This is a genomic window from Pseudomonas sp. S2_H01, from assembly GCF_054668305.1.
Genome location: NZ_CP162756.1, coordinates 1663177 through 1685328 on the forward strand (window position 1 = coordinate 1663177; position 22152 = coordinate 1685328).

The 22152-nt window shown below is 60.4% G+C and carries 24 protein-coding genes and 1 pseudogene; 16 read left to right on the forward strand and 9 right to left on the reverse strand.

All coding sequences use genetic code 11. From position 1 onward, the window contains the following. Positions 1-109 precede the first annotated feature (109 nt). From urtB to ureC, 10 genes and pseudogenes are all read left to right on the forward strand, one after another. Positions 110-1698, forward strand: a pseudogene (gene urtB / locus AB4N84_RS07355) (urea ABC transporter permease subunit UrtB). Then, a complete protein-coding gene (gene urtC, locus AB4N84_RS07360; RefSeq protein WP_074751939.1) occupies positions 1698-2777 on the forward strand; it encodes an urea ABC transporter permease subunit UrtC in 1080 nt (359 codons plus the stop codon). The pseudogene urtB and the gene urtC overlap by 1 nt, the downstream one beginning before the upstream one ends. Continuing rightward, positions 2774-3628, forward strand: a complete 855-nt coding sequence (urtD, locus tag AB4N84_RS07365) for an urea ABC transporter ATP-binding protein UrtD (protein ID WP_074751937.1) — start codon at positions 2774-2776, stop codon at positions 3626-3628. The genes urtC and urtD overlap by 4 nt, the downstream gene beginning before the upstream one ends. A gap of 133 nt (positions 3629-3761) precedes the next feature. Beyond that, positions 3762-4460 (forward strand): urea ABC transporter ATP-binding subunit UrtE, encoded by a 699-nt coding sequence (gene urtE, locus AB4N84_RS07370; protein WP_074751935.1) that lies wholly within the window; start codon positions 3762-3764, stop codon positions 4458-4460. A gap of 49 nt (positions 4461-4509) precedes the next feature. After that, positions 4510-5355 carry an urease accessory protein UreD gene (locus AB4N84_RS07375; protein WP_074751933.1) on the forward strand — a complete coding sequence of 282 codons (846 nt, stop codon included), beginning with the start codon at positions 4510-4512 and terminating at the stop codon, positions 5353-5355. A 196-nt stretch (positions 5356-5551) separates the two neighbouring features. Further along, complete coding sequence (ureA, locus tag AB4N84_RS07380) at positions 5552-5854, forward strand: urease subunit gamma (RefSeq protein WP_062378910.1); 303 nt, start codon at positions 5552-5554, stop codon at positions 5852-5854. A gap of 28 nt (positions 5855-5882) precedes the next feature. Further along, on the forward strand, positions 5883-6431 hold the full coding sequence (locus AB4N84_RS07385) for a GNAT family N-acetyltransferase (RefSeq protein WP_074751931.1): 549 nt from the start codon (positions 5883-5885) through the stop codon (positions 6429-6431). Positions 6432-6476: 45 nt separating this feature from the next. Next, positions 6477-7013, forward strand: coding sequence for a GNAT family N-acetyltransferase (locus AB4N84_RS07390; protein ID WP_074751929.1), 537 nt, complete (start codon positions 6477-6479; stop codon positions 7011-7013). Further along, positions 7010-7315, forward strand: coding sequence for an urease subunit beta (locus AB4N84_RS07395; protein ID WP_074751927.1), 306 nt, complete (start codon positions 7010-7012; stop codon positions 7313-7315). Before AB4N84_RS07390 ends, AB4N84_RS07395 begins: the two co-directional genes overlap by 4 nt. Positions 7316-7452: 137 nt before the next feature. Next, positions 7453-9153 carry an urease subunit alpha gene (gene ureC / locus AB4N84_RS07400; RefSeq protein ID WP_460045802.1) on the forward strand — a complete coding sequence of 567 codons (1701 nt, stop codon included), beginning with the start codon at positions 7453-7455 and terminating at the stop codon, positions 9151-9153. A gap of 60 nt (positions 9154-9213) precedes the next feature. Here ureC and AB4N84_RS07405 read toward each other — a convergent pair whose 3' ends face one another. After that, complete coding sequence (locus AB4N84_RS07405) at positions 9214-9825, reverse strand: thioredoxin family protein (RefSeq protein WP_460045804.1); 612 nt, start codon at positions 9823-9825, stop codon at positions 9214-9216. 181 nt (positions 9826-10006) lie between these two features. Between AB4N84_RS07405 and AB4N84_RS07410 the strand changes: the two genes are divergently transcribed. After that, the gene (locus AB4N84_RS07410) at positions 10007-11140 is read left to right on the forward strand and encodes a sensor histidine kinase (protein ID WP_074751923.1); all 1134 of its coding nucleotides are present in this window, start codon (positions 10007-10009) and stop codon (positions 11138-11140) included. 148 nt (positions 11141-11288) lie between these two features. On the opposite strand, the gene AB4N84_RS07415 is transcribed toward AB4N84_RS07410, so the two are convergent. Together AB4N84_RS07415 and cbpA are read right to left on the reverse strand one after the other, a co-directional pair. Further along, a complete protein-coding gene (locus tag AB4N84_RS07415) occupies positions 11289-11588 on the reverse strand; it encodes a chaperone modulator CbpM (protein ID WP_074751921.1) in 300 nt (99 codons plus the stop codon). 2 nt (positions 11589-11590) lie between these two features. Further along, positions 11591-12553: a curved DNA-binding protein gene (cbpA, locus tag AB4N84_RS07420; protein ID WP_074751919.1), complete on the reverse strand. Its 963-nt coding sequence runs from the start codon at positions 12551-12553 to the stop codon at positions 11591-11593. Between the two features lie 298 nt (positions 12554-12851). Here cbpA and AB4N84_RS07425 point away from each other — a divergent pair, with 298 nt between their 5' ends. Then, entirely contained in the window at positions 12852-14117 is a 1266-nt protein-coding gene (locus tag AB4N84_RS07425) for an Hsp70 family protein (RefSeq protein WP_074751917.1), read from the forward strand. A gap of 87 nt (positions 14118-14204) precedes the next feature. Here the strand turns inward: AB4N84_RS07425 and AB4N84_RS07430 are convergent, their stop codons facing one another. Both AB4N84_RS07430 and AB4N84_RS07435 read right to left on the reverse strand, forming a co-directional pair. After that, positions 14205-15215 (reverse strand): AI-2E family transporter, encoded by a 1011-nt coding sequence (locus AB4N84_RS07430; RefSeq protein ID WP_074751915.1) that lies wholly within the window; start codon positions 15213-15215, stop codon positions 14205-14207. Positions 15216-15447: 232 nt separating this feature from the next. After that, a complete protein-coding gene (locus AB4N84_RS07435) occupies positions 15448-15738 on the reverse strand; it encodes a PsiF family protein (RefSeq protein WP_074751914.1) in 291 nt (96 codons plus the stop codon). Between the two features lie 151 nt (positions 15739-15889). On the opposite strand from AB4N84_RS07435, the gene AB4N84_RS07440 reads away from it, so the two are divergent. After that, positions 15890-16783, forward strand: a complete 894-nt coding sequence (locus tag AB4N84_RS07440) for a DMT family transporter (RefSeq protein WP_074752171.1) — start codon at positions 15890-15892, stop codon at positions 16781-16783. A gap of 1 nt (position 16784) precedes the next feature. Here the strand turns inward: AB4N84_RS07440 and AB4N84_RS07445 are convergent, their stop codons facing one another. Together AB4N84_RS07445 and AB4N84_RS07450 are read right to left on the reverse strand one after the other, a co-directional pair. After that, entirely contained in the window at positions 16785-17021 is a 237-nt protein-coding gene (locus tag AB4N84_RS07445) for a hypothetical protein (protein ID WP_074751912.1), read from the reverse strand. 59 nt (positions 17022-17080) lie between these two features. Then, complete coding sequence (locus tag AB4N84_RS07450) at positions 17081-17971, reverse strand: esterase/lipase family protein (protein ID WP_074751910.1); 891 nt, start codon at positions 17969-17971, stop codon at positions 17081-17083. A gap of 306 nt (positions 17972-18277) precedes the next feature. Between AB4N84_RS07450 and osmE the strand changes: the two genes are divergently transcribed. Both osmE and AB4N84_RS07460 read left to right on the forward strand, forming a co-directional pair. Then, on the forward strand, positions 18278-18616 hold the full coding sequence (osmE, locus tag AB4N84_RS07455; protein ID WP_074751908.1) for an osmotically-inducible lipoprotein OsmE: 339 nt from the start codon (positions 18278-18280) through the stop codon (positions 18614-18616). Positions 18617-18751: 135 nt separating this feature from the next. Then, a complete protein-coding gene (locus AB4N84_RS07460; RefSeq protein ID WP_074751906.1) occupies positions 18752-19282 on the forward strand; it encodes a ferritin-like domain-containing protein in 531 nt (176 codons plus the stop codon). A gap of 198 nt (positions 19283-19480) precedes the next feature. Here AB4N84_RS07460 and AB4N84_RS07465 read toward each other — a convergent pair whose 3' ends face one another. Both AB4N84_RS07465 and AB4N84_RS07470 read right to left on the reverse strand, forming a co-directional pair. Then, on the reverse strand, positions 19481-21547 hold the full coding sequence (locus AB4N84_RS07465) for an AsmA family protein (protein WP_460045805.1): 2067 nt from the start codon (positions 21545-21547) through the stop codon (positions 19481-19483). Next, a complete protein-coding gene (locus tag AB4N84_RS07470) occupies positions 21544-21828 on the reverse strand; it encodes a hypothetical protein (RefSeq protein ID WP_460045807.1) in 285 nt (94 codons plus the stop codon). Before AB4N84_RS07470 ends, AB4N84_RS07465 begins: the two co-directional genes overlap by 4 nt. Before the next feature lie 36 nt (positions 21829-21864). Here AB4N84_RS07470 and AB4N84_RS07475 point away from each other — a divergent pair, with 36 nt between their 5' ends. Next, complete coding sequence (locus tag AB4N84_RS07475) at positions 21865-22134, forward strand: hypothetical protein (RefSeq protein ID WP_074751900.1); 270 nt, start codon at positions 21865-21867, stop codon at positions 22132-22134. Positions 22135-22152: the final 18 nt, after the last annotated feature.

Here is a 22152-nt window from a genome sequence, read left to right on the forward strand (position 1 = left end):
GTTTGTCTGGGGCGTAGATGCTGGCTGACACACCGATATCGCGGGCAAGCGCGCTCCTACAGGTTCCTCGCACGACGCTACGTCATGCGGGTGCTCTCAGGACACCGATATGCCCAGATCTTTCTACCGCCTCATTCTCGCCCTGAGCCTGTTGCTGCCCTTCGCAGCGCATGCCAGCGATGCCGGCGACTTTGTCGCGGCCGAATCTTCCGAACGCGCTGAACTGCTGGAAACCTGGGCCGCCAAGCCCGATCCGGCGCGCGTTGATTTGCTGATTGCCCTGCAGGACGGCCGCGTGGCCGCTGACAGCAGCAACCGCGCCTTCATCCAGACTGGCGACGCCTTCACGGCCGTCGACCCGAGTGCTCCGGCGCTGGCCGACGCACCCAACCCAGACGAGCCTCAAGCGATCAGTCTGAACAACCGCCTGCGCGGTCTGGTGGAAACTGCGCTGGCGAGCCATCAATTGCTCGCCGCCGACCCCAAGCTACGCCTGGCTGCGGCACTGACCCTGCAAAAAGCGCGCGTCCTGCGCAATTGCAATTGCTGATGCAGCAGGTCGCCAGCGAAAAAGACGATGCCGTGCACTCGGCCTTGAGCCTGGCGCTGGCCAATCTGCAACTGGTCGACACCAGCCCGACGGTGCGTCTGGCCGCCGTCCGCCTGCTGGGTGAAACCGGCGATCCGCTGGCGCGTACCCGCCTGGAAAACCTGCTCGAACCTAACGTGGAAACCGACCCGAGCGTGCGCCTGGCCGCCGAAACCAGCCTGGCTCAGGTCAAACGCAAGCTGATGATCGGTGAAGTGATCGGTCAAGTGTTCAGCGGCATCTCGTTGGGTTCGATCCTTCTACTCGCAGCACTCGGCCTGGCCATCACCTTCGGGTTGCTGGGCGTGATCAACATGGCCCACGGCGAAATGCTGATGCTCGGCGCCTACGCGACCTACGTCGTGCAGATCATGTTCCAGCGGTACGCGCCGGGTGCGATCGAGCTTTATCCGCTGGTGGCCTTGCCGGTCGCGTTTTTCGTCACGGCCTGTATCGGCATGGCGCTGGAACGCTCGGTGATTCGTCACCTCTACGGCCGTCCTCTGGAAACCCTGCTGGCGACCTGGGGCATCAGCCTGATGCTGATCCAATTGATTCGCGTGGTGTTCGGTGCGCAGAACGTCGAAGTCGCCAACCCGCAATGGCTGTCCGGCGGCATTCAAGTGCTGCCCAATCTGGTGCTGCCGTACAACCGGATCATCATCATTGGCTTCGCGCTGTTCGTCGTGGTGCTGACCTGGTTGTTGCTGAACAAGACCCGCCTGGGCCTCAACGTGCGGGCCGTGACCCAGAACCGCAACATGGCGGCGTGCTGCGGCGTGCCGACCGGTCGTATCGACATGATGGCCTTCGGACTGGGTTCGGGCATCGCCGGGCTCGGCGGTGTGGCGTTGAGTCAGATCGGTAACGTCGGACCGGACCTGGGCCAGAGCTATATCATCGACTCATTCCTGGTGGTGGTGCTCGGCGGCGTCGGCCAGTTGGCAGGCAGCGTGATGGCCGCTTTCGGCCTGGGCATCGCCAACAAGATTCTCGAACCGCAAATCGGCGCAGTGCTGGGCAAGATTCTGATCCTGGCGCTGATCATTCTGTTTATCCAGAAACGTCCGCAAGGTCTGTTCGCGCTCAAAGGACGGGTGATCGACTGATGAACCAGCCACTGATGGTTACCGCCGCGCAACGCGCTGGCACCAAAGTCACGATCTGCGTGGGCGTGGTCATCCTCGCCGTGTTGATCGCCCTGCCGATCATGTCGTTGTTGCCCGAGAGCAACAGCCTGCAAGTCTCGGCCTACACCCTGACGCTGGTCGGCAAGATTCTCTGTTACGCCATCGTCGCACTGGCGCTGGATCTGGTCTGGGGATACGCAGGCCTGTTGTCGCTGGGCCACGGCCTGTTTTTCGCGCTGGGGGGTTATGCCATGGGCATGTACCTGATGCGTGAGGCGTCGGGGGACAGCCTGCCCGCCTTCATGACATTCCTGTCGTGGACCGAGCTGCCGTGGTACTGGGTCGGCACCGAGCATTTCCTCTGGGCCATGTGCCTGGTGGTTCTGGCGCCGGGCTTGCTCGCGCTGGTGTTCGGCTTCTTCGCCTTCCGCTCGCGAATCAAAGGCGTGTATTTCTCGATCATGACCCAAGCGCTGACGTTCGCCGGGATGCTGCTGTTCTTCCGCAACGAAACCGGTTTTGGCGGCAACAACGGCTTCACCAACTTCCGCAGCATCCTGGGCTTCAGCATCACCTCGCAAGGCACTCGCGCCGTGCTGTTTTTGCTCACCGTGCTGTTGCTGGTGGGCAGCCTGTATGTGGGCTGGAAACTGGCGCGCAGCAAATTCGGTCGCGTGCTGACCGCCGTGCGGGATGCGGAAAACCGCCTGATGTTCTGCGGCTACGATCCTCGTGGCTTCAAGCTGTTCGTCTGGGTGTTGAGCGCTGTGTTGTGCGGTCTGGCAGGCGCGTTGTACGTGCCACAGGTCGGGATCATCAACCCAAGCGAAATGTCGCCGACCAACTCCATCGAAGCCGCTGTCTGGGTCGCTCTGGGCGGTCGCGGGACATTGATCGGCCCGCTGCTCGGTGCCGGTCTGGTCAACGGCATGAAGAGCTGGTTCACCGTAGCCTTCCCTGAATACTGGCTGTTCTTCCTCGGCGCGCTGTTCATTGTGGTGACGCTGTACCTGCCCAAGGGCGTGATTGGCCTGATCAAGAAAAGGGGCGAACAATGAAAAGCACGCCGACTCCCGCCTTCGACCCGGTACTGGACCCTAACAGCGACGCCGGCACCAGCCGTGACGCGATCGGCCTGGGCCAGGTCGCTGGCGAAGGCCTGAACACCCTGCACGGCACCATCCTGACCCTGGAAGACATCAGCGTCAGCTTCGATGGCTTCAAGGCGCTCAACGATCTGAACTTGTACATCGGCGTCGGCGAACTGCGCTGCATCATCGGCCCTAACGGCGCGGGCAAAACCACGCTGATGGACGTGATCACCGGCAAGACCCGCCCCAGCCACGGCAAAGCCTGGTTCGGTGAGACGCTGGACCTGACCAAAATGAGTGAAGTGCAGATCGCTCAGGCCGGCATTGGCCGCAAGTTTCAGAAGCCCACGGTGTTCGAAGCCTTGAGCGTGTTCGAGAACCTGGAACTGGCGCAGAAGACCGACAAGTCGGTGTGGGCCAGCCTGCGGGCGAAGCTCAACGGCGAGCAGCGTGATCGTATCGACGAGGTGCTGGAAACCATCCGCCTGACATCCTCGATGTCTCGCCCGGCCGGTTTGCTGTCCCACGGCCAGAAGCAGTTTCTGGAGATCGGCATGTTGCTGGTTCAAGACCCGCAACTGCTGCTGCTCGATGAGCCTGTGGCGGGGATGACCGACGCCGAAACCGAATTCACCGCCGAGCTCTTCAAGAGCCTCGCGGGCAAGCACTCGCTGATGGTGGTCGAGCACGACATGGGCTTCGTCGGCACCATCGCCGACCACGTCACCGTGCTTCACCAGGGCAGCGTGCTGGCCGAGGGATCGCTTGAGCAAGTGCAGGCGGATGAGCGGGTAATCGAGGTGTACCTAGGGCGGTGATGCAGACTTTGATCGTTCCCACGCGCTGCGTGGGAATGCATCCCGTGACGCTCTGCGTCACATAGCGGACGCAGAGCGTCCATCGCGGCATTCCCACGCGGAGCGTGGGAACGATCACCGGGAGAGTTCGAACATGCTTCAAATAGAAAAGCTTCACCAATACTACGGCGGCAGCCACATTCTGCGCGGCCTGTCCTTCGACGTGAAGATCGGCGAAGTCACCTGTCTGCTGGGCCGTAACGGCGTGGGCAAGACCACGTTGCTCAAGGTATTGATGGGCCTGCTGCCCGCCAAAGAAGGCGTCGTGCAGTGGGAGGGCAAGCCGATCACCGGCTTCAAGCCCCATCAACGCGTGCACGCCGGCATTGCCTACGTACCGCAGGGCCGCGAGATATTCGGGCGCCTGACGGTAGAAGAAAACCTGCTGATGGGCCTGTCCCGTTTCCCCGGTTCCGAAGCCAGGGAAGTCCCCGCATTCATTTACGAGCTGTTCCCGGTGCTGTTGCAGATGAAACAACGCCGTGGCGGCGACCTGTCCGGTGGTCAGCAGCAACAGCTGGCGATTGGTCGCGCACTGGCGAGCCGGCCACGGCTGTTGATCCTTGATGAACCGACCGAAGGCATCCAGCCATCGGTGATCAAGGAAATCGGTGCGGTGATCAAGAAACTTGCCGCCCGTGGCGACATGGCGATTCTGTTGGTGGAGCAGTTCTACGACTTCGCCGCCGAGCTGGCGGATCAGTACATCGTCATGTCCCGTGGCGAGATCATTCAGCAAGGTCGCGGTGAGCATATGGAAGCCGAAGGCGTGCGTGGTCTGGTCACCATTTGACGCGCCGATCGGCTAAGGTAGACGCCTTCGAAACACGATAACGAGCCCTATGAATCTTCCTGCCCACACCGCCCTGTTCACGCCCAGCTGGCATGCCGAGCTGGAGCTGGGCTATGGGCGTTTCGGCGACAGCACTCGCCCTGTTCAGCGTCGCCACAAAGGCCCGCTGCGGGTGCAGAAACACCTGTACGCCGAAGGCCCCGAAGTCTGCCAGCACATCATCGTTCACCCGCCGGGCGGCATCGCCGGAGGTGATCGTCTGGACATCCATGCCAGCGTCGGCCCCGATGCCTGGGCGCAACTGACCAGCCCCGGCGCCGCCAAGTGGTATCGCGCGGCAGGCCCTGCGTATCAGCAGCTTGAGTTGAAGATTGCTGCGGGCGGCACGCTGGAATGGTTGCCACAGGAAACGATTGTTTTCAGTCAGGCCAAGGCCGAACTCACGACCCGTATCGCGCTTGAAGGCGATGCACGTCTGTTCTACTGGGATGTGGTGGCGCTAGGTCGCCCGGCCAGCGGCGAGCGCTTCGATGAAGGCCACTTCCAGGCGCATCTGGATATTCGGCGTGACGGCAAGCTGCTGTGGCACGAACGTCAGCGCATCAGGGGCAACGACGGTCTGCTGGACTCTCCCGTCGGGCTGGGCGGTAAACCGGTGTTCGCGACGCTGATCGTGACCGGGGAAATCGACGCAGCATTAATGGAGCGTTGTCGCGCACTGGCTGAACACTCGCCGGTACGAGGCGACCTGAGCCAGGTGCCGGGGCTGATCATCGCCCGCTGCCTGGCCGATGAAGCCCTGCACGCGCGGGCCTGGCTGATCGAATTATGGAAGCTGCTGCGCCCTGCCCTGTTGGGCCGCGACGCGGTGGCGCCGAGGATTTGGAGCACATAAGCGACACCGTTCCCCTGTAGGAGTGTGGCTTGTCCCACGATCTGCCGGGGACCGGCAGCAAACCCAGACAACGCGGAGTGTCAGATATACCCGGCCAGTAGGAATTACGATTGCTTCGCAACCGATCGCGGGACAAGCCACGCTCCTACAGAGGTCGCGGCGCTTTCATTTATTTGGTTTTGAAACGGAAAAAAACATGGATCTGACTCCACGCGAAAAAGACAAGATGCTGATCTTCACCGCAGGCCTGGTGGCCGAGCGGCGGTTGGCTCGGGGTCTGAAGCTCAACTACCCGGAAGCGATGGCGTTCATTTCGGCCGCGCTGCTGGAAGGCGCCCGCGATGGGCAGACTGTCGCCGAGCTGATGCATTACGGCACCACGCTGTTGACCCGCGAGCAAGTGATGGAAGGCATTGCCGAAATGATCCCGGAAATCCAGGTCGAGGCCACGTTTCCGGATGGCACGAAACTGGTGACCGTGCATCAGCCGATTGCCTGAAACACCCTCTGCACAAGTGAAAACGAACATGACGTATACGATTCGTGACGCACTGCTGACTGACATGCCTGCCGTGCTGGACATCTACAACGACGCCGTCCTCAACACCACGGCGATCTGGAACGAACAACCCGTGGACCTCGCCAACCGCCAGGCGTGGTTCGCCGCGCGCCAGACGCAGGCGTACCCGATTCTGGTGGTCGTCGATGACGCCGGTCAGGTGCTGGGCTACTCCTCGTTCGGTGACTGGCGGCCGTTCGAGGGCTTCCGTCACACCGTCGAGCACTCGGTGTACGTGCGTGCCGACCAGCGCGGCAACGGCCTGGGTCCATTGCTGATGAAAGCCCTGATCGAACGCGCCAGAGCCTGCGACAAACACATGATGGTCGCAGCCATTGAAAGCGGAAACGCCGCGTCGATCCACCTGCATGAAAAGCAGGGTTTCATCACCACCGGACACATGCCGCAGGTTGGTACCAAATTCGGCCGCTGGCTGGACCTGACGTTCATGCAGCTGGACCTGTCACCGGGCGCCTCCGCCCCGCCGTCTCAGGCGCCAGCGGCCAAAAACGCCTAACCACCCTGTGTGCCCTGATTGCTCTCTCTTGAAGGAAGCCGACTCATGAATGCCGCTCAGTTACGACGTGTCACCCGCGAAAGCTTTGCGCATTACCGCCACGGTCTGGTCGCGTTGTTGCTGGACGCGGTGCATCGAGGCGCATCGGTGGGGTTCATGGCCGACCTGAGTGCCGACGAGGCCTACAGCTGGTGGGAGAGCGTCAAGACAGAAGTCGAGCAGGGCAAGGTGTTGCTGTGGGTCGTTGTGCAGGAGGAACAGGTGTTGGCCACCGTGCAACTGGCGCTGTGCCAGAAGGCCAACGGGCTTAATCGGGCGGAGGTGCAGAAGCTGCTGGTGCTGCATCACGCCCGTCGTCGCGGGCTCGCGACACAATTGATGAAGGCCGTGGAACAGGCCGCGCACCAGCACAATCGCGGGTTGCTGTTCCTCGACACGCTGGCGGGCTCGCCTGCCGAAGACTTCTATCGCTCGCTGGGCTACCAGCTCTCCGGCACGCTGCCGGATTACGCCTGCAACCCGGACGGCGAGTACCACGCCACCGCCATTTACTACACGTTACTGTCGAGGAAGAGCGCATGATTCCTGGTGAATACCAGATCCAGCCCGGTGAGATTGAGCTCAATGCCGATCGCCGGACGATCACCCTCAGCGTCGCCAACAGCGGCGACCGTCCGATTCAGGTCGGTTCGCATTTCCATTTTTTCGAGACCAACGACGCCCTCACCTTCGACCGTCCCGCCAGCCGAGGCATGCGCCTGAACATCCCGGCCGGCACCGCCGTGCGCTTTGAGCCGGGTCAGGCGCGAGACGTCGAACTGGTGGACCTGGCAGGCCATCGCCGGGTGTTCGGTTTCGCAGGACGGGTGATGGGCGATTTGTAGATCAAGACATTGATCGTTCCCACGCTCTGCGTGGGAATGCAGCCCGTGACGCTCCGCGTCACAGACCGGACGCAGAGCGTCCAGAGAGGCGTTACCACGCAGAGCGTGGGAACGATCAGAACGCATAAGGAATTTCGATGAAAATTTCCAGACAAGCCTACGCCGACATGTTCGGCCCCACCGTCGGCGACCGTGTGCGTCTGGCGGACACCGAGCTGTGGATCGAAGTCGAGAAAGACTTCACCACCTATGGCGAAGAAGTGAAGTTCGGGGGCGGTAAGGTTATTCGTGATGGCATGGGCCAAGGCCAGTTGCTGGCGGCCGAAGTCGTCGACACGCTGATCACCAACGCACTGATCGTCGACCACTGGGGCATCGTCAAGGCCGACGTCGGCATCAAGGACGGTCGCATTGCCGCCATTGGCAAAGCCGGTAACCCGGACATCCAGCCAAACGTGACCATCGCCATCGGCGCCGCCACCGAAATCATTGCCGGTGAAGGCATGATCCTCACCGCCGGTGGCGTCGACACGCACATTCACTTCATCTGCCCGCAGCAGATCGAAGAAGCCCTGATGAGCGGCGTCACCACCATGATCGGTGGCGGCACTGGCCCGGCAACAGGCACTAACGCCACGACCGTCACGCCCGGCCCTTGGCACATGAAGCGCATGCTGCAGGCGGCCGAAGCATTCCCCATGAACATCGGTTTCACTGGCAAAGGCAACGTCAGCCTGCCTGAACCGCTGGTCGAGCAAGTCAAGGCCGGCGCCATTGGCCTGAAGCTTCACGAAGACTGGGGCACCACGCCCGCCGCTATCGACAACTGCCTGAGCGTGGCCGATCAGTACGACGTGCAGGTAGCCATTCACACCGACACCCTGAACGAGTCCGGCTTCGTCGAAACCACGCTGGGCGCCTTCAAGAACCGCACCATCCACACCTATCACACGGAAGGTGCCGGTGGCGGCCACGCGCCAGACATCATCAAGGCCTGCGGCTTCCCCAACGTGCTGCCGAGCTCGACCAACCCGACCCGGCCGTTCACCCGCAACACCATCGACGAGCACCTGGACATGTTGATGGTCTGCCATCACCTGGACCCAAGCATCGCCGAAGACGTCGCGTTCGCCGAAAGCCGCATCCGTCGCGAAACCATCGCCGCCGAAGACATCCTGCACGACCTCGGCGCGTTCTCCATGCTCAGCTCCGACAGCCAGGCCATGGGCCGTGTAGGCGAAGTGATCATGCGCACCTGGCAGACCGCCGACAAAATGAAGCGCCAGCGCGGTCCATTGCCGGGCGATGGCGAAGGCAACGACAACTTCCGCGCCAAACGCTACATCGCCAAATACACCATCAACCCGGCGATCACCCACGGCATCAGCCACGAAGTCGGGTCGGTCGAAATCGGTAAATGGGCCGACTTGGTGTTGTGGCGCCCGGCGTTCTTCGGGGTGAAACCGACACTGATCCTCAAAGGCGGCTCCATCGCGGCCAGTTTGATGGGCGACGCCAACGCTTCGATCCCCACCCCGCAACCCGTGCATTACCGCCCGATGTTCGCCAGCTACGGCAGCTCGCTGCACGCCAGCAGCATCACCTTCATCAGCCAGGCCGCGATGGACGCAGGCGTTCCCGAGCAGCTGGGCCTGAAGAAACAGATCGGTGTCGTGAAAGGCTGCCGAAGCGTGACCAAGGCTGACCTGATCCACAACGACTACCTGCCCCACATCGACGTCGACCCCCAGACTTATCAGGTCAAGGCCGACGGCGTGCTGCTGTGGTGCGAACCTGCAGAAGTGCTGCCGATGGCGCAGCGGTACTTTCTGTTCTGAAGCCTGTAATACGGGGAAGGCTTGTACAACCTTCCCCCTTCGGCAGTTGCCGTCCGCTGGTCACGTCCGTTGTTTGCTGAGTTCGTCCAACCAGTCGTTCAACTTGCTCCTGATCCAAACCTTCAAATGAAAGTCAGGTTGCAGATCCTTCAGAGCTCCATGATGGAACAACCCCAGCGATGGAACGGTTTTAACAGGATACCTCTGAGCAGTCTCCGGATTCTGGGCCAATGCAAGGCGAACGAACTTTAAACGGCCCTGAAACTCGCCAGCCAAATCATTAATGATCGCGCCGGTCCTCGCGCTTTGGTCAGGTTCGCCGAACTCGTTTTGACCCGGCTTGCTGAATTCGACGACCACAGGCAGCGTCGACTTGAGGACTTCGGCATCGAAATTTCGGTCACTCACCGATATAACGCTCATGTCCACGGCAGAGAGAAAGGTCTTGCCCTTTGCCAACAACTCCAGCTTCTGCAATGTATCGTTGACGGCATCCAGCACGCCCAGATCCTCGGGGACGGCCTGTCCCTGGAGCACTCTGCGCAGCGCCATGAAAAAACTCAGCTTGCCGTATGACAGCGCGTCACTGGTGTACCTGTCCTGACTGATCAGTTTGCCTGCAGCCAGATTAATCTGTGCCTCGACAAATTGCGTAAGCTCGCTGGTATACATGGCCCTTCTCCTCCGTGGTCAAGCCTGTATCTGACACGCTATGCCTGCCTGACCAACTCGTCTACTGTCAGAAATGACAGTGGATGACGGCAATCAGGCTTAATCGCCTGTTCTTCCTGTCACGACATGGCGCTAAGATGGCCCCACTTCATCCAGCGCCATGCCAGCAAGGTAGTAACCCATGCGTCTTTCCGATTTCATCGCGCAGAACGTGGACCGCATCGTCGATGAATGGGAGAAGTTCGCCGCGACGCTGACCCCGGCCGCGGAGTCGATGAACAGCCTGGAGCTGCGCGATCATGCGAAAGCGATTCTGCTGGCCGCCGCGCGGGACATGAACACGGCGCAGACCAAAGCGGAGCAGATCGCCAAAGCGCAGGGCGAAGACGTGGGCAAGACGCCGACGCTGGACCAGGCCGCAGCCAGCCACGGTGAGCTGCGACACACCGTCGGTTTTGATCTGGTGCAGATGACCTCGGAGTTTCGTCACTTGCGTGCGACGGTAATCAGGTTTTGGGCCGAAAGCCTGACATCGCCGCAGACCGCTCACTTCACCGACATGATTCGCTTCAACGAGGCGATCGACGAAGCTTTGGCCGAATCCACCGCTGCCTATGCCGAACGCGTCACGCGCTCGCGGGATATCTTCCTCGCCATCCTGGGTCACGACCTGCGGGCGCCCTTGCAGGCCATCAGCATGTCGTCCGAAGTGCTGATGCGCAAAGCCGGGATAGGCGACGCTGAAATGGCGTATATCAAGCGCATCAAGAGCAGCAGCAAACACATGGCGACCATGGTGAGCGACCTGCTGGAGTTTGTGCGCAGCCGACTGGGTGTAACGCTGCCCATCGAGCGTAACCCCATGGAAATGACCGTCGCTTGCCGCGACGCCATCGATGAGGCGATCGCCGGACAGCCGGACTGCGATCCTGAATTCACCTCGACCGGCGACACACAGGGCGAATGGGACCGTGCGCGAATCGATCAGATGCTGCAGAACCTGATTGGCAACGCTCTGCAGCACGGCGCCGCGACGCACAAGATCCGGGTTTCGCTGGTGGGCAGCGAGAGCCATGTCAGCCTCTCGGTGCATAACGACGGCGAACCGATTGCTCAGGAAGCCATTGGCAGCATCTTCGACCCGCTGGTGCGCTCACTCAATGAAGAAGCCGGCACGCACAACCCGTCTACCAGCCTGGGGCTGGGGCTGTTCATCGTCAAAGAAGTGGTCAACGCGCACCAAGGCAGCATCACCGTGACGTCGAACGTCGGCGACGGGACCACCTTTACCGTGGTGTTGCCGAAGAAAGGGTGACACGCTGCGAACCCTGCCCCTCTCCTGTAGGAGCCGGCTTGCTGGCGAAAGCGTCGGATCAGCTGACATAAGGCTGTCTGCCCTTCCGCATTCGCCAGCAAGCCGGCTCCTACAAAGATTGGCGTCGACGGCCAACCTCGGCTCCCGGTCAATCCTGTAGAAACCTACCCAACCGCTGCTTGAGCATGCGGTTTTCAGCCCGCACCTGCTCAAGCTCGTCCAGCAGGTTCAGCGCCAGGGCGACGCCGTCCCATTCCATTTCAAGATCGTGGTGCAATTTGGCCGCACGCTTGGCCACTGACAAAGAAGACGTGTCGAACAGCCATTCGTCTGGCTTCTGCCCCTGAGGTTCGACGATGCCGTGCTCGACGATTTCTATGACATAGGCGACCGGCATGTCGACCACCTGACAGAACTCCTGCATGCCTACGACCAGGGTATTGCTCATGATCAGCTACTCCATTGTGCCCTCGGGTCGAATGCGGCCTTTTCAGCCAGCTTCTCCCACAGCGCTTTGGTGGCATCATCGGTGGACTTGGGCATGACGATCTTCAACTGCGCATACAAATCGCCACGCTCGCCCTGCTTGTTCAACAGACCATTACCTTTGACCCGCAATCGCTGACCGCTCTGACTGTCCGGACGAATGGTCAGGTTGATCTTGCCGGTCAGGGTGGGTACGGCGACCTTGGTGCCCAACGCGGCTTCCCAGGGTGCCAGCGGTACGGTGATGATCAGATCGTGGCCCTCAACGTCGAACTTGGGGTGAGGCGCCAGACGAATGGTCAAAAACAGATCACCGTTTTCACCCCCGGCAACGCCTGGAGCGCCCTGCCCCTTGAGGCGAATGCGCTCGCCGTCGGTTACGCCCGCGGGAATCTTCACGTTCAGGGTCTTGGTGATGTCAGCCATGCGCTGACCGTTGGCACTGTGCTGCGGCACCTTGAAGCTGATCTTTTTGGATTCGGTCGAGAGGGTTTCCTCAAGGAAAATCGCCAGTTCCATTTCCACGTCCTGTCCTCGACGACCCGTGCTGCGCGGTCGACCGCCTTGCTGGCCGCCACGATTACCGAAGATTGAGCTGAAAAAGTCGGAGAAATCCCCGCCCTCGAAGCCACTGCCGCCACCAAATCCAGGACCTGCGCCCGCGCCACCACGCCCCTGCCAACCAGGAGGCGGCTGAAAACGGCCTTGCTGGCCATATTTGCGGATGTCGTCGTACTCGGCGCGCTTCTCGGGATCGCTCAGCGCTTCATAGGCCTCGGACGCCTCTTTGAATTTGTCTTCCGCGCCCGCTTCTTTGCTGACGTCGGGATGATACTTGCGCGCTAGCTTGCGATAGGCGGTCTTGATCGTCTTCTCGTCCGCCGTCGGCTCTACGCCAAGAATCTTGTAATAGTCTTTGAAGTCCATCTAACGGTCACCCATTCCGGATTATCCAGCACAGTTCCGTATCGCGTTATCAGATGAGAACGTTGGCCGCGCTGAATGTTGCAAGGTTATCGGCACACGGCCTCGCGAGCTTGAAACGTCGTTCAGACCGGCCGTGTGCAATAAGGAGTTGCCTTGAAGATTGGGGGTCTGAAGCCTCAGTTCAAGCCGTCGACGTGAAATAGATACATATAGATTGAAAAACCGACATTGAGCGCTACGAAACGCCCGCGTACTCGCATACACTGCGCGGCCGTTTTTTGACTGGAACGTTAAGAACATGAGCACCCCATCCCCAGCCCGTGCCGTTGGCATCGACTTCGGCACCTCCAACTCCACGGTCGGCTGGCTGCGCCCCGGAGCGGAAACGCTGATCGCGCTGGAGGACGACAAGATCACCCTGCCATCGGTGGTCTTCTTCAATATGGAGGAGCGGCGTCCGGTTTACGGTCGTCTGGCCTTGCACGAATACCTGGAAGGCTATGAAGGCCGCCTGATGCGCTCGCTCAAGAGTTTGCTGGGCTCCAAGCTGATCAAGCACGACACCAGCGTGCTGGGCACGGCCATGCCGTTCAAGGACCTGCTGGCGCTGTTCATCGGCGAGCTGAAAAAACGCGCGGAAGCCGCGGCCGGCCATTCGTTCGAGCAAGTGGTGCTGGGCCGTCCGGTGCATTTCGTCGATGACGACGCCGCCGCCGACCAGGAAGCCGAGGACACGCTGGCTGAAGTGGCGCGCAAGATCGGCTTCAAGGATGTTTCGTTCCAGTTCGAACCCATTGCGGCGGCCTTCGACTATGAGTCGACGCTCACGCGTGAAGAACTGGTGCTGATCGTCGACATCGGCGGGGGTACGTCGGACTTCTCGCTGGTGCGCCTGTCGCCGCAGCGCCGCATGGTCGATGACCGTCAGAGCGATATCCTGGCGACCGGCGGCGTTCACATCGGCGGGACCGACTTCGACAAGCAGTTGAGCCTGCAAGGCGTGATGCCTTTGTTCGGCTACGGCAGCCGCATGAAAAGCGGTGCCTACATGCCGACCAGCACGCACATGAACCTGGCCACCTGGCACACCATCAACTCGGTGTACTCGCAGAAATCACAGCTGGCGCTGGGCAGCATGCGCTACGACATCGAAGACACGCTGGGCATCGACCGCCTGTTCAAGCTGATCGAACAACGTGCCGGGCACTGGCTGGCGATGGAAGTCGAGGAAACCAAGATCCAGCTGACCCACGCCAAAAACCGTGTGGTACCGATGGACCGCGTCGAGTCCGGCCTGACCGTCGACCTCACCCGAGAGCTGTTCGAATCGTCCATCGACTCGCTGCTGGAACGTGTTCGTGCAAGCGTGACAAGCCTGTTGAACGATGCGGGCATCGGCGTAACCGATGTCGACACCGTGTTCTTCACCGGCGGTTCGAGCGGCATCCCGGCGCTGCGCAACAGCGTGGCCGCCATGCTGCCCAAGGCCCGGCATGTGGAAGGGAATATCTTTGGCAGTATCGGCAGTGGTCTGGCGATCGAGGCCAAGAAGCGGTACGGCTGAGGAAAAACCATTCCCGCCTGATTGATCATTCCCGCGCTCTGCGTGGGAATGCCCTTCGGGACGCTCCGCGCCCCATCGACAGCGTGTTTAAACCAGCTCGGCCCGACGCAGCTCGCTCTTCAGATACGCGTAATAAATCGGCCCTGCCACCACGCCCGGCAAGCCGAACGCCGCTTCGAAAATCAGCATCGCCAGCAGCAGCTCCCACGATTTCGCACTGATCTGCCCGCCCACAATCCGCGCGTTGAGGAAATACTCGACCTTGTGAATGATGATCAGATAACCCAGCGCCGCCATCGCCACCCAGATCGACAGCGACATGCCGACAATGAAAATCAGCGTGTTGGACATCAGGTTACCCACCACGGGCAACAAGCCCAGCAGGAAGGTCAGCACGATCAGGGTTTTGGTCAGCGGCAGGTGTACGCCGCACAGCGGCAGGATAACGGCCAGGAAAATCGAGGTGAACGCCGTGTTCAGCAGGGAAATCTTGATCTGCGCGAACACGATGTTGCGAAACGCCTGACTCAACAGGTGCAGACGCTCGAACAGCGCCGCCGCCAACGGTTTGCGCTTGGTGACATCGGGAATGCGTTGCAGCGCGATGATGGCACCCAGGACCATGCCAATCAGCAGGGTCACGAACATATGCGCCGCGCCCTTGCCCAACAGCTGCAACTCGCCGACATGCTTGGTCAGCCAGGCGCTGAGCGATACCTGAAACTCGGTCGCACTGGCGGGCAGGTAGTTGTCGATCAGAGGCGGTAACTGGCCGCGAGCGCGGTCGACCAGAATCATGAACTTGTCCAGCGAGGCGCCGGGGTTTTCCGCCTCGTGCAGCAAAAAGCTGATGGCCCCGGCAAACAGCAGCGACAGCACGGTGACCACAATCGTGCCGAGCAAGGCGACCGCCAGCCAACGCGCGCGCTCACCGGCAATCAGCCGTTGCAACTGCGGGGTCAGCATGTCCACGAGCTCATAGACCAGCAAGCCAGCCAGCAGACTGGGCAACAGATTGAGCGGGAGTACCAGCAGCAGGCCGCCGAATACAAGGATGCAACTGGCCAGATACACATGACGCGGCGAAAACGTTGGCATACAGCCTCAAACGAGCGGCTTGAAAAGATGGGCAGTCTGCCAGCGTTCCCGGTTGAGGACCAGCGCCGAACGTGTCGTTAGTCGCTTGATCGGGGGCCATGAACAACGGTGGGAGCGAATTCATTCGCGATTGACCCGCGCGGCCGACACATATTGGTCGGCTACCCGATTTTTCGCGAATGAATTCGCTCCCACAGACCCGCGTTACCTGAAAATCCAGGTAACAAATATCCTACTTTTTCTTCAGACAATCACTCATGAACGCTTTGCGCGCATCGCCTTTCAACGCCTGCGTCGTGGCCGTGGCGTTGCAGGTTTTCATCTTTTCCTGCTGAGTCGCCGCCGGAGCGGGCGCCGCCTTGAGACAGGTGCTCATGAACGCTTTACGCTCATCGCCCTTCAACGATTTGGCGGTGGCGTCGGCATTGCAGGTGGTCATTTTGTTCTGCTGCGCGGTGGCGGCGAAACCTTGAGCGCACATCAACAAGCCCATGACCAGCAGAGGAACACGCAGCATTTTCATCGACATTCTCCGAGAGCGCCGCGCACGCGCGCAGCTTTCGAAGCAGTGTAGTCAAAGAATGTTGCGCCATATTTCAGAGAATCCTCTCCATGAGGTAGACGCAGAGGCTGACAAGCCGATAATGGCGCCTCACTCTGCTGCCGGATCCTTCATGCAATACCTTTATCCACTGCTCACCGTCATGATCTGGGCGGGCAACAACGTCATTACCAAAGCTGCCGCAGGCCGCATCTTTCCGGCAGAGATCGGCTTTTACCGCTGGCTGCTCGCGGGCTTGCTGTTCACGCCCTTCCTGCTCGGCCCGGTGCTGCGTAACCGTGCCGCGATCAAGCCGATCATGGGCAAAGTGGTCGTGCTGGGCATCCTGGGCATGGCGATTTATCAGAGCCTGGCGTATTACGCGGCGAACATCACCACGGCCACCAACATGGGCATCATCCTCTCACTGGTGCCGGTCATGACACTGGGCATGTCGATTGCCAGCCTCGGCACGGCGTTGACCGCAGGCGCGTTGGTCGGCGCACTGGTGTCGTTTGCGGGAGTTCTGCTGGTGGTCTCGCAAGGGAGTTGGGCCGTGTTGATCGCGCATGGCGTCAATCTGGGCGACCTGATGATGCTGGTGGCCACATTGGCCTACGCGACTTACAGCACGCTGCTGAAGAAATGGCAGCTGCGCATGCCCCCGTTGCAACTGCTGTATCTGCAGATTCTGGTGGCCATCGTAGCGCTGTTTCCGCTGTTCCTCATTTCACAGAAGACCGGTCTGAGTGCCAGCAACATTCCTCTGGTGCTCTACGCGTGCATCCCGACGTCGATGATCGCGCCGCTGTTGTGGATGAAAGCCATCGGCATTCTCGGCCCGAGCCGCACAACGCTGTTCTTCAACCTGGTGCCGATTCTCACGGCCCTGGTTGCAGCGTTGGCGCTGGGAGAGCAACTGGCCGCTTACCACTTCATCGGCGGTGCTCTGACGCTGAGTGGCGTGATCCTGGCCGAACGCTGGACCACACCACTGCGCCAGAAGACAACCCGGCGCGGGGCCTGAATCAGGCTTTTTCAGCGGCCTCGGCACTGTGAATCGACACGTCGGTGATGCCCGCGACATGGGGCAGATCCACGTGGGGATTACCGGCATCGAGCGGATCGTCGTCCAACGCTACGTGGTGCTTTAGCGCCAGTTCGTGGACGACCTCGATAATCGGCACGTCAAGGTCCTCGATCACATCGACATGGTGTTCACCGGCCAGCGTGTACTCGATCTCATACAGTTCTTTATCGCTCATCGCATCACTTCCTTAGCGACCCGTTGGGGCCTACTGATCACGAACTACGTCTCATAAAGTCAAAGACCGGCAGCTTTCAAGCGGCTGGCGTGCTCGAGAAACAACCCCACAGGATTGGCCCCTTTGCCCACCAGACCGAGATGCTGGTTGACGATGTCAAAATGGTCGAGCGGAAAGTCGTCACCGATGACGGTGCCAAGATGGGAACTGAACCGCCCGACCATGCCATCAGATTGACCTCGCTCTTTCTTGAACGTGCGAGCGAATATTCGGCAGGTGAGATTAGTGGTATCGAACAGGTTCTTCCCGCGATCGGTACGGCCGGGTTGCAGCGTCCCGGACCAGGAGTAATAGCGCACCCCGTTGACCAGTTCGTCACCCTGCCCGCCCCAGGTTTTAGGCAGACCCTGCGGGAACAGCTTGTTGAATCGGGCGACGCCGGTGGTGGTCAGCGAGTGGTGAGCCGCGTCGACGTCGGTAGGCAGCCGGGTGCCGCGATACCCGGTGTCCAGCACCCCCAGCACCAGCGTGGTCAGGCGAATCGCCGCGTTGACCAACCGTCCGCGCACGGTGCTCTGAGGGAAATGCTCTTCGAGGTAGTCGGCCAGTTCCGAGCCGTGGTTAGGCCCGGCAACCGAGGTCACCGAAGCCACCAGATCCGGACGCACGCCTGCGACGTAGCGAATGGTCAATGCCCCCTGGCTGTGGCCGATCAAGTTCACCTTGGCTGCGCCGGTTTCCCGCAGGATTTCTTCGATTCGAGCCAGCAACTGCTCGCCACGGATCTCGGTGGAATTGACCGCAGAGACCATTACCGGAATGACGGTCGCCCCGCCGCGCCGCAAGGCGGTGACGATGCCAAACCAATACGGATAGACCACCAGCTTCACGAACCCCAGCAAACCGGGTACCAGCACAATCGGATACCGCGTGGCCTGTTCTTGCGTCATGGGCGACTTGAGTCCTTATGTCGAAGACGGATCACCCCGTGGGAGCGAATTCATTCGCGATGAGGTCGGCCAGGCGACGAACCTCTATCGGCTAATCCGGCCAATCGCGAATAAATTCACTCCCACAGGTACAGCGTTCGGCCACCCACATTGATCGCCGAACAGATAAACGTTAGCCGCAAACCATTCATCCATCATGACAGCCGAAGTAATGCCCCATCGCCATCTTTCAATCGAACTCTTTCAATGGACCGATGCTCATACATGCAACGGGCCAATGAGGGCCTTTCTGTGGAGTGACCGGTTATGTACAAGCAATCTCTGGCAGTACTGTTTGCAATGGCCGCGCTGGCTGGCTGTGCGTCGACAACCCTGCAAAACCCTGTGGACTACGCGACGTATCGCAACGAGCCGCTGGTCAAGCAGGTGGAAGACGGCATGACCGAGCAGCAGGTGCTGACCATCGGCGGCGAACCTTCCACTCGCGTGCATCGCAAGGTTCACCCGGGCACCTGCAACAACTACATCCTCAACAAAGAAGGTCATCAGCAGGCCTATTACGTGACGTTCGGCGCCAACGACCGCGTGGACAGCAAGGGCTTCATGACCTGCGAGCAGCGTGAGGCCAACGAGCGGGCGATGTAAGTCGGTAAACAAATCAAACTTTTCTCGCCGCCCACCACTCACACCTTAAGACCCGATCTTGCCAGGCGTCGGTCCATGCGACCGACGCATCAAGAGCGAGACGGCTAAAACCGGATCAGCACTTGGAGAAAAATGATGAGCGATGTGCATTTAACCGATATCAGCACCTTGCGCGAGCGCGCGCGTCACAACGTTGAAAACGGTGCCGTGACCGAAGGCTACGATGGCGACCGCGAAGAAATTATTCGCCTGCTCAATGCATCGTTGGCAACCGAATGGGTCTGCGTGCTCCGCTACAAGCGCCACTACTACATGGCCAAAGGCGTGAAAGCTCAAGTGGCTGCCGCCGAGTTCCTCGAGCACGCCGAGCAGGAAGCCGAGCACGCCGACAAACTTGCCGAGCGCATCGTGCAGTTGGGTGGCGAACCTGAACTCAATCCCGACCTGTTGTCCAAGAACTCCCACGCGCAGTACGTGGCGGGCAACACGCTGAAGGAAATGGTCACCGAAGACCTGATCGCTGAGCGCATCGCCATCGACAGCTATCGCGAGATCATTCAGTACATCGGCGACAAGGATCCGACCACGCGTCGCATCTTCGAAGAGATTCTGGCTCAGGAAGAAGAACACGCCGACGACATGGCGGACATTCTCGACGGGCTGTGATGCCTTAACGGCAATGCAAAAGCCAGGACCGATGTCCTGGCTTTTTTGTGGGTGAAGGGCTGGATACAAATCCCTGTAGGAGCGCTTGTCCCCGACTGCGATCTGTCAGTGAACAAACTGTGTCTGACACGCCGACGTCGTCCGGATGCGGCTCAGACCAGGCGCGCTCCTACAGGATCGGCGCAAGTATTCCGGGCTTTACTTCACCGTCTTGGGCGCCTTGCCTGCGCGTATCTGCTCCAGCAACGGGGCGCACTGGTTAGGCTCACCACCACTCGGGGCGACCAACGCTAACAGACCTGCAGCAGGCCCAACCGCCGCGCCCAACAACACCATGCCAGCGCCACGCAACAGCAACGGGCCTGACTCGACACCCGCACTCGGCTTGATGAAAGGCCCGCGTACGTAGAGCGGCGAACGCAGCGAGAAGACACGGAAGCCCTTTGATTCCGGCGTGATCTTCATGTCCAGCTGCTCGGTCTTCATATTCGCGGTGCCGTCCACGTAAATGATCGCGTTCTCGGTGTCGAAGACAAACAGGTTGGTCTTCGCCAGACCGTCCTTGATGCCCAGATGTGACGCCGCGCAATTGATCTTCACGTCCTTGTCTCCGAACAGCTTGCCCACCACGTAGTTGCCAACGTTAAGCCCGGCGATCTCCATGAGTCCCCGGCTGACGGCACCGTCGTTGACGACCATTTTCATCTCGCCATTGGCTGTACCCAGCAACGCCGCAACGGAATTGCCTTTACCGCTTATGTCGGCGTCGCCGTTCAACTCACCGAAACTGGTTTTCATCGGCTCGAAGGTCGGGAACAGCTGCTTGAGCTTGAAGTTGCGCGCCGAGAGCTTCGCCCGACCTTCCAGCGGTTGGCTGTGGCCATTGAGCTTGATGTCGGCGTCCAGCTTGCCGCCCGCCACGCCAAAGCGCAGGGGTTCCAGGCTCAACTGACCGTCGTTGAGAACGATATGGGTGTAAAGGTCAGTGAAGGGCAACTCGGCACTTTGCACGATCTTCTTGCCAGTGAACTCGACGTCCGCGTCCATGGCGCTCCAGCGGTCGGTCTTGAACTCTTCGACCGGCAGCACTTTGTCTGTCGGCTGCTTGCTCGCGCCGCCACGGGTTTTCTGCTCCGCGTTGGAATCAGCGCCGATCAGCGGCTTGAGGTCGGCCATCAACAGCTGATTGGACACCAGCGCGCCGGTCAGCTTCGGCCGTGGCTGGCTGGCGACGAAGCCAAGATCACCATGGATATCGCTGTTACCGATCTTGCCGTTGAAGCCTTTGTACTGAAAGGAAGCCCCCGCCGGGTCGTGCAACTTGGCGATCAAGCGCCCGTCGGTGGAATACGGCGGCGAGTCGGGCAGCGTCACGCCCGTCAGCGGATACAGATTGCCGAGGCTGTCGCCCGAGAGTTTCAGACGCAGGTCCAGCTCGCCCAGATTTTGGGGATCCGTAACCGTGCCAGCGACCGCCACCCGCGTGTTGCCGGCGCTCACATCCGCCTGCACCGGAAACGGCAGGGCCGCGTCCTTCAGCGCCAGCAAGCCGCCGACCTTACCGCTGCCGTTGAGCTTCTGGCCGTGGTACTGACCTTTGGCGGTGAAGCCAAAGGCGTAGTCCTGCGCTGACGCGCCCTTGTCCGACACCTTCTTCGCTTCGCCGCTGCCCACGATGTCGCTGAACGGGATCGGCTTGCCCAAGGGGTCGATGACCACGTCGACCGAGGTGTTGATCATCTGGTCGTTATAGCTGACCAGGCCTTTGTCGAACCCGATGGAGCCGATGTCCACCACCCAGCTGGTAGGTGTGGCGTTCGGGTCGCTTTTTGGCAGATCAAATACCCAGTTCGCGCGACCATCCGCCAGACGCTCGATCCTTGCGTTCGGCTCGGTCAGGTCAATGCGAGGGATCACCACGCGCTGCGCCAGCAACGGCAGGGGCGCCAAACGCATCTCTACGCGTTTGAGGGTCACCATTTGAGGGTTCTTCGACCATTCGGGGTTGCCCAACGCGATGTCTTCGGCCGACATGTGCGGCCAAGGGATCCAGGCGCGCCAACCGCCTTCATCCGGCTCTCGGCGCCACAGCACGGCCAGATTGCCGTTAATGGCAAACGGGCGGTGCAGCTCGGCAGACACCTTCTCGTTGATGGTCGGCTTGAGCCGATTCCAGTCGAACGTCGCGATAACAATGATCAGAACAGCCAGTAACAGCAGCAGAATGCCAACCGTCCAGGCGAAAATCTTGCGGCCTCGCGTCATTGCGTTTTCTCCCCAAATACCGACGCCCCGTCCTGGACGCGTCTCATACGTCTTAGCCCTTCGACTGACAAAAGCTCCGTGGGTTTGATGAAATCCGGAAATCCATGGCGATAAAGTTCCCTGGCAGCCTGCTCGCGTGATTGAAAATGGCCGCGAGCGCGGCGTGCCTCCTGGCGCAAAGCCCCGTTCTTGAAGGCTTTGCCGCCTGAATCAATTCTGTCGATGGTCACCATCAGCTCTTTAAACTTCTTTAAATCCTGTGCGCCCGTAAAATTGGCCACATGTTCACTTACCCGCCCTTTCGAGAGGCACCGTCCATGAAACGCCAACTGATCGCACTGACTCTTTCCCTCCTCGCCTCGAGCGCGTTCGCCATGCCTGCCAGCGAACAGCCCGTACTCGGCGAAGTGAAAGCTGCCCAGCAAGTGGGTCTGCCTACCTTGGCGCAAGACGGTCCGGATCGCCTGATCAACCAGTACCAACGCGTGGCTGCCGAAGAAAACTGCAACAGCCTGGCGCACCGTTATCAGCGCGTTGCTGACAACGGCCCGGATCGGCTGGTGCAGCAATACCAGCGCGTTTCCTGAATCGCCCGTCACTGCGAA

Excerpts from the sequence above, each read along its gene's own strand:
- urtC (WP_074751939.1), top strand. The coding sequence starts at position 1,698 with ATGAACCAGCCACTGATGGTTACCGCCGCGCAACGCGCTGGCACCAAA.
- urtD (WP_074751937.1), top strand. The coding sequence starts at position 2,774 with ATGAAAAGCACGCCGACTCCCGCCTTCGACCCGGTACTGGACCCTAAC.
- urtE (WP_074751935.1), top strand. The coding sequence starts at position 3,762 with ATGCTTCAAATAGAAAAGCTTCACCAATACTACGGCGGCAGCCACATT.
- AB4N84_RS07375 (WP_074751933.1), top strand. The coding sequence starts at position 4,510 with ATGAATCTTCCTGCCCACACCGCCCTGTTCACGCCCAGCTGGCATGCC.
- ureA (WP_062378910.1), top strand. The coding sequence starts at position 5,552 with ATGGATCTGACTCCACGCGAAAAAGACAAGATGCTGATCTTCACCGCA.
- AB4N84_RS07385 (WP_074751931.1), top strand. The coding sequence starts at position 5,883 with ATGACGTATACGATTCGTGACGCACTGCTGACTGACATGCCTGCCGTG.
- AB4N84_RS07390 (WP_074751929.1), top strand. The coding sequence starts at position 6,477 with ATGAATGCCGCTCAGTTACGACGTGTCACCCGCGAAAGCTTTGCGCAT.
- AB4N84_RS07395 (WP_074751927.1), top strand. The coding sequence starts at position 7,010 with ATGATTCCTGGTGAATACCAGATCCAGCCCGGTGAGATTGAGCTCAAT.
- ureC (WP_460045802.1), top strand. The coding sequence starts at position 7,453 with ATGAAAATTTCCAGACAAGCCTACGCCGACATGTTCGGCCCCACCGTC.
- AB4N84_RS07405 (WP_460045804.1), bottom strand. The coding sequence starts at position 9,825 with ATGTATACCAGCGAGCTTACGCAATTTGTCGAGGCACAGATTAATCTG.
- AB4N84_RS07410 (WP_074751923.1), top strand. The coding sequence starts at position 10,007 with ATGCGTCTTTCCGATTTCATCGCGCAGAACGTGGACCGCATCGTCGAT.
- AB4N84_RS07415 (WP_074751921.1), bottom strand. The coding sequence starts at position 11,588 with ATGAGCAATACCCTGGTCGTAGGCATGCAGGAGTTCTGTCAGGTGGTC.
- cbpA (WP_074751919.1), bottom strand. The coding sequence starts at position 12,553 with ATGGACTTCAAAGACTATTACAAGATTCTTGGCGTAGAGCCGACGGCG.
- AB4N84_RS07425 (WP_074751917.1), top strand. The coding sequence starts at position 12,852 with ATGAGCACCCCATCCCCAGCCCGTGCCGTTGGCATCGACTTCGGCACC.
- AB4N84_RS07430 (WP_074751915.1), bottom strand. The coding sequence starts at position 15,215 with ATGCCAACGTTTTCGCCGCGTCATGTGTATCTGGCCAGTTGCATCCTT.
- AB4N84_RS07435 (WP_074751914.1), bottom strand. The coding sequence starts at position 15,738 with ATGAAAATGCTGCGTGTTCCTCTGCTGGTCATGGGCTTGTTGATGTGC.
- AB4N84_RS07440 (WP_074752171.1), top strand. The coding sequence starts at position 15,890 with ATGCAATACCTTTATCCACTGCTCACCGTCATGATCTGGGCGGGCAAC.
- AB4N84_RS07445 (WP_074751912.1), bottom strand. The coding sequence starts at position 17,021 with ATGAGCGATAAAGAACTGTATGAGATCGAGTACACGCTGGCCGGTGAA.
- AB4N84_RS07450 (WP_074751910.1), bottom strand. The coding sequence starts at position 17,971 with ATGACGCAAGAACAGGCCACGCGGTATCCGATTGTGCTGGTACCCGGT.
- osmE (WP_074751908.1), top strand. The coding sequence starts at position 18,278 with ATGTACAAGCAATCTCTGGCAGTACTGTTTGCAATGGCCGCGCTGGCT.
- AB4N84_RS07460 (WP_074751906.1), top strand. The coding sequence starts at position 18,752 with ATGAGCGATGTGCATTTAACCGATATCAGCACCTTGCGCGAGCGCGCG.
- AB4N84_RS07465 (WP_460045805.1), bottom strand. The coding sequence starts at position 21,547 with ATGACGCGAGGCCGCAAGATTTTCGCCTGGACGGTTGGCATTCTGCTG.
- AB4N84_RS07475 (WP_074751900.1), top strand. The coding sequence starts at position 21,865 with ATGAAACGCCAACTGATCGCACTGACTCTTTCCCTCCTCGCCTCGAGC.